Origin of the sequence: Mycobacterium sp. (assembly GCF_035623875.1) — a bacterium.
GTDB lineage: Bacteria > Actinomycetota > Actinomycetes > Mycobacteriales > Mycobacteriaceae > Mycobacterium.
Map to the genome: position 1 here is coordinate 1 of NZ_DASPSP010000236.1, position 5,848 is coordinate 5,848.

Consider the following 5,848-nt stretch of genomic DNA (forward strand, 5'->3'; position numbering starts at 1 on the left):
GGTCACCGGTGGACTCTTTGACCATTCTGACGTTGTCGATGGTCTCAGACATCCGCACCAACAGTTCCGGGCTCATATCGATACCACTAGTGGCCGGGTTGTTGTACATCATGATCGGAATCTCGATCGCGTCACCGTTGCTGAGAAAATGCTTAAAAATTTCGCGTTCGAAAGTCTCCAGTAAGACACCAGCAAGACCATCACCGCTTCGGCGCCGGCGTGTTGCGGGTACTGTGCACGCCGCGTCGTATTTGCGGTCGTCAAATCGGAAACGCCGACCACAACGGCTACCCGGCCGTCAACCGCCGCGATCGCTCGCCGGTGCCGCCGAGCGGCGCGATTGCGTGCACACCGTTGGCTAACAGCCGGTCGACGGGCACGGTGAGCTACTCGGTGTCGATCGTGCCTGCCGAATCAGTCGCTGAACGGAGTCACCGGGTAGGCGATGATGCCGTGGATCTCCGGCAGCGACGATTCGGGCACTCGACCTCCATTATCCGATCAGCACGTCGGGGTGTCGGGCCAGCGCCCGCCGAACGTAGTAGGCGAAATTGGCTTGGCTGCGGTGCGCGCGCAGGTAGCTCTTGGTCAGGCCGGTCTGCTCAGCGAGGTTCTCCAGGGTGAGGCCGCACTGCCTGCGGACCGCGCACAGCCGAGAACTCGACGGCTACGACGACGCGGTAGGCAGGTATGAAGGAAGCGTGGGCGAAGAGCCGGAATCACCGTCAGGCATCAGCCGCCGAAAGGTGCTGACGACCGGCGCGGCGGCGGCTATCGTCGGCGCGGGCGTCGGGGCGGCGGGCGTTGCGCTGCTTGGGTCACCGAGTCGTGGCCCGAATCTGTGGACCCGGCCGAATCAGAGCGGCGCGCAACCGGTGGGCGGCCTGCATCTGCAATTCGGCAAAGATGCTTCTACCGGAGTCGTTGTCTCGTGGCACACCACCGACGCTGTCCGCAACCCACGGGTGATGGTCGGCACGCCGACGTCCGGCTTCGGTCGCGTCGTGCAAGCTGAGACCCGGACCTACCGTGATGCAAAGTCCAAGACTGAAGTTCGCGTCAACCACGCCCGGCTCGACAATCTGGCTCCCGACACCGTCTACATCTACGCAGCGGTGCACGACGGCACCAACCCCGAGCTGGGGACGGTCCGAACTGCGCCGTCCGGACGGAATCCGTTCCGCTTCACCAGCTTCGGGGACCAGTCAACGCCGACCCTTGACCAACTGAAGAAGACCAGCTACCGCAGCGACAATCTCGGCTCCCCGGCGTCCGGGGATACCACCACCGCCATCGAACGTCTCGGTCCGCTTTTCAACCTGGTCAACGGCGACCTGTGCTACGCCAACCTCGCGCATGACCGCATCCGCAGTTGGTCGGACTGGTTCGACAACAACACCCGCTCGGCCCGCTACCGCCCGTGGATGCCGGCGGCGGGCAACCATGAGAACGAATTAGGCAACGGACCGGTCGGTTACGCCGCCTACCAGACCTACTTCGCCTTGCCCGACTCGGGATCCGACACCGAACTCCGCGGGCTGTGGTATTCGTTCACCGCCGGGTCGGTGCGGGTGATCAGCCTCAGCAACGACGACGTCTGCTTCCAGGACGCCGGTAACTTCTACGTGCACGGCTACTCGGGTGGCGCGCAAAAGCGTTGGCTGGAAACCGAACTCGCCGGCGCGCGAGCCGATTCACGAGTCGACTGGGTGGTCGTCTGCATGCACCAGACCGCGATATCCACCGCCGATCGCACCAACGGTGCCGACCTGGGCATCCGGCAGGAATGGCTGCCGCTGTTCGACCGCTACCAGGTCGACCTGGTGGTGTGCGGTCACGAGCACCACTACGAACGCTCGCATCCGGTGCGGGGAGCACAAGATACCGAAACCAAAACGCCGATCCCGGTCGAAACTCGCGCCGACGTGATCGACACCAGCAAGGGAACCGTCCACCTGGTCATCGGCGGTGGCGGCACCTCGAACCCGACGAACACCATGTTCTTCCCGGAGCCCAAATGCCGCGTGCTAACCAGCGTCGGCCAAATCGATCCGGCGATCGGACATAAGGCGCCCTTCTATGTGGTGGAAGATGCGCCGTGGTCGGCGTTTCGCGACCGCCAAAACCCCTACGGCTTTGTGGCATTCGACGTCGATCCTGGCTCGCCAGGCGGCAACACGTCGATGAAGGCGACGCACTACGCGGTCAACGGCCCCTACGCGGCGATCAGCGTGGTCGAAGAATTCACGCTGACCCGACCCCGCCGCGGCTGAGGTTTTCTACGCTTGCCGACATGACAACTACGGATCTTCCGTTGGCCGGCCGGGTTGCTTACGTGACGGGCGCCGCCCGCGGCCAAGGCCGCTCACACTGCATCAGGCTGGCCAGGGCCGGCGCTGACATCGTCGCTATCGACGCCTGCGGCCCGGTCACCACGCACAACGGCTATGCCCCGTCGCAGCCGGAGGACCTGGCCGAGACGGTGAACCTGGTCGAGGGTGAGGGACGCAAGATCCTCGCCTCGGAAGTCGACGTCCGCGACGCGGCCGGTCAGCAGCGCGTTGTCGGCGACGCCATCGAACAGTTCGGCCGTCTGGACATCGTGGTCGCCAACGCCGGGGTGCTCAATTGGGGCCGGCTGTGGGAGATTTCGGCGGGACAGTGGCAGGACACCCTCGACATCAACCTGACCGGGCTGTGGAACACGATCAAGGCGGTGGTGCCGCCGATGATCGAGGCCGGCAACGGCGGGTCGATCATCACGATCAGTTCGGCGGCGGGAATCAAGGCCGTTCCCGGCTGCGGCCACTACTGCGCCAGCAAGTTCGGGGTGGTCGGGTTGACCAACTCGCTGGCCGTCGAGCTCGGCGAGTTCGGCATCCGGGTCAACTCCGTGCACCCATACGGCACGGACACCCCGATGGGTAACGACGTCTCGATGTACCAGGTGTTTGCCGACCACCCGAACTACATCCACAGCTTCTCCCCCGGCGCGCTTCCGACAGAATCACTCGCCGCCCCAGACCTGATCTCCGACATTGTGGTGTGGCTGGCCAGCGATGCCTCATCGTTGGTCACGGCCGCTCAGATCCCGGCCGACAAGGGGTATTTGAAGATTTAGCCGGAGGGCTCGTCACCGCACCACCGAGGTAGATCGTCAGCCGCGCAAGAAACCCCAGGGTTACCACGGCATTTCCAGCATCCTCGACTTCCACCAGGACGCGTACAGCAAATTCGGCGGCGAAGCCGCACCGTCCTGGGCGGTGCAGACCGACGGAGCGGCCAACCCCTCGCTGCCCTTGCCGTACAACGAACGGCGCAAGCACCGTCACCGTCGTGGTTGCGTCCACCGCGGACGGCGGAGCCGGATCGGGATAGAGGGCCTGACGTCCCCCGGCGGTACGACGCCGACCTGGTGGTAACGTCATTACCGTTTCAGGCCAGTGTGACTCTCCGGAGACGTCATATGCACTCACGCAAGCTGCCGTCATGACCGAGACGGCCTCGGCACACACCACCGAGTCGGTGGCCGCGTTTGCCAAGCGGGCCCGCACGTGGCTCGCCGAAACCATGCCACGCATCGACGATCCGACTGATCCGCCCTACGCCGACCGCGGCGACGAGGCGTCGTGGCAGCACGTCCGCAGGTTGCAGCGGCGGCTCTACGACGGCGGGTTCGCCGGGATTTGCTTCCCCACCGAGTACGGCGGGCTCGGGCTGGGTATCGAGTATCAGAAGGCGTTCGACGCCGAAAGCGCTTGCTACGAATTGCCGCTGATCTTGAATACCCCGACCTTCACTATCTGTTGCCCGACGATCCTTGACACCGGCAGCGAAGAGCAGAAACGGCAACATATTTCGGCGGCTTTGCGCGGCGACGAGGTGTTGGTCCAGTTGCTGTCGGAGCCCAGTGGCGGCTCTGACCTGGCGGGTGTGATCACACGCGCCGAGCGGCGCGGCGACAAGTGGGTGGTCAACGGCGCCAAGACTTGGAGCACCGGAGCCTTCGCCGCCGACTATGGACTGCTGCTGGCCAGAACGAATTGGGACGTGCCCAAGCACGAGGGCCTGACCATGTTTCTGGTGCGCCTGGACAGCCCGGGCATCACACTGCGCCGCATCAAGCAGGTCAACGGATCCACCGAGTTCTGCGAAGAGTTCTTCGACGACCTGGAGCTCAGCGACGACGCAGTGGTCGGCGAAGTCGGCAAGGGCTGGGAGGTGGCCTCGCGCCAGCTGTACCACGAGCGGCGCGCAGTCGGTGGCGGGTCGGAATACGCCAGCGGCAGCGGCGCCGAAAACAACCAGGAGCAGCCACCCGACTACACCGCGATGGTCCGGGCGGCCGGGCTGACCGACAACGAACGTGTGCGTGAAGCCGCCGGTCGGGCGCTGACGCATCGCGCGGTGTGGGAGCAGTTGATCGACCACGTTTACCGCGGGGTGCTGGACGGCTCACTGCCCCCGACAGCCGGTTCGCTCATCCGGCTTTTCCAGGCTGAGGAAGTGGCGCTCGAGGTCGACACCGCACTGGCGATCGCCGGTAGCGCGGGCGTCGTCGACGGGCCTGCCAAGCTACTCTTCATCGGTGAACGGTACTTATCCCGCCAAACCGCGGCGCTCGGCGGCGGCACAACGGAGATGGCCCGCAACGTGATTGGCGAACGGGTGCTGGGCTTTCCGCGCGAATACGCCGCCGATCGCGGGGTGCCGTTCAATCAGGTCAAGCACGGCCGGAGCTGAGACTCTCAATATCCTCAGTAGTCACCGCAAGGTTGGGATGTGCCGATGTGCCCGGCTACGAGCGACAACTGGTGGCCGCACCGGCGTCACAGCCTGGCATGATGCACACCATGTTGAGCGCCGAACCGTACGGACAACTGCGCTATCGGGAGATCGCGGGCAGGCGGATGGCCTATGTCGACGAGGGCCGCGGTCCCGAAGGCACGACGATCGTCTTCCAGCACGGTAACCCCACCTCGTCCTATCTGTGGCGCAACGTGATGCCGCATCTGGAAGGACTGGGCCGGCTGGTCGCATGTGACTTGATCGGGATGGGCGGGTCGGACAAGCTCAGCCCGTCGGGCCCGGACCGCTATCACTACGCCGAACAGCGCGAGTACCTGTTCGGGCTTTGGGATGGTCTCGATCTTGGTAACCGGGTGGTCTTGGTGCTGCACGACTGGGGATCAGCGCTGGGTTTCGACTGGGCCAATCGGCACCGCGACCGAGTGGCTGGCATCGCGTTCATGGAGGCGATCGTCACCCCGATGACGTGGGCGGATTTCCATGACAGCGTGCGAGGCGTGTTCCAGGGCTTCCGTTCACCCAACGGTGAGTCAATGGTGTTGGAGCAGAACATCTTTGTCGAGGCTGTTCTGCCGGGCGCCATCCGGCGAACGCTGTCCGACGAGGAGATGGACCACTACCGGCGACCATTCGCCCAACCCGGAGAGGACCGGCGGCCAACATTATCTTGGCCGCGGAACATCCCGATCGACGGTGAGCCGGCCGAGGTCGTCGCCGTGGTCGACGAGTATCGGAGCTGGCTCGCGGAAAGCGATGTGCCAAAGCTGTTCATCAATGCCGACCCCGGCGCGATCGTGACCGGACGAATCCGCGACTACGCCCGCAGCTGGCGGAACCTGGCCGAAATCACCGTCCCCGGCGTGCATTTCATTCAAGAGGACAGTCCTGACGAAATCGGCGCGGCGTTGGCGCAATTCGTCCGAGGGCTGCCTGGCTAGACGTCCTTAGGGTTCCTCGTCGTCTTCCTCGTCGCACAGCAGTTTTTCGGGGTGGTGGAAGATGTTGGTGCGGGGTTGGCCGTGGTCCAGATGCGGTGGCG

General features: G+C 64.6%; 5 protein-coding genes and 1 pseudogene. 4 read left to right on the forward strand and 2 right to left on the reverse strand.

From position 1 onward, the window contains the following. Positions 1-483, reverse strand: a pseudogene (locus VEI45_RS19445) (dihydrodipicolinate synthase family protein); the annotation flags it as partial. Between the two features lie 218 nt (positions 484-701). Between VEI45_RS19445 and VEI45_RS19450 the strand changes: the two are divergent. Together VEI45_RS19450 and VEI45_RS19455 are read left to right on the forward strand one after the other, a co-directional pair. After that, on the forward strand, positions 702-2,273 hold the full coding sequence (locus tag VEI45_RS19450) for a metallophosphoesterase family protein (RefSeq protein WP_324856167.1): 1,572 nt from the start codon (positions 702-704) through the stop codon (positions 2,271-2,273). Positions 2,274-2,293: 20 nt separating this feature from the next. After that, entirely contained in the window at positions 2,294-3,121 is an 828-nt protein-coding gene (locus tag VEI45_RS19455) for a mycofactocin-coupled SDR family oxidoreductase (RefSeq protein WP_324856164.1), read from the forward strand. Between the two features lie 60 nt (positions 3,122-3,181). Here VEI45_RS19455 and VEI45_RS19460 read toward each other — a convergent pair whose 3' ends face one another. Further along, positions 3,182-3,322 carry a hypothetical protein gene (locus VEI45_RS19460; RefSeq protein WP_324856165.1) on the reverse strand — a complete coding sequence of 47 codons (141 nt, stop codon included), beginning with the start codon at positions 3,320-3,322 and terminating at the stop codon, positions 3,182-3,184. A gap of 167 nt (positions 3,323-3,489) precedes the next feature. Here VEI45_RS19460 and VEI45_RS19465 point away from each other — a divergent pair, with 167 nt between their 5' ends. Together VEI45_RS19465 and VEI45_RS19470 are read left to right on the forward strand one after the other, a co-directional pair. Next, positions 3,490-4,743, forward strand: a complete 1,254-nt coding sequence (locus VEI45_RS19465; RefSeq protein WP_324856166.1) for an acyl-CoA dehydrogenase family protein — start codon at positions 3,490-3,492, stop codon at positions 4,741-4,743. Positions 4,744-4,844: 101 nt separating this feature from the next. Further along, a complete protein-coding gene (locus tag VEI45_RS19470; RefSeq protein ID WP_414687535.1) occupies positions 4,845-5,747 on the forward strand; it encodes a haloalkane dehalogenase in 903 nt (300 codons plus the stop codon). The last annotated feature ends 101 nt before the right edge of the window (positions 5,748-5,848 follow it).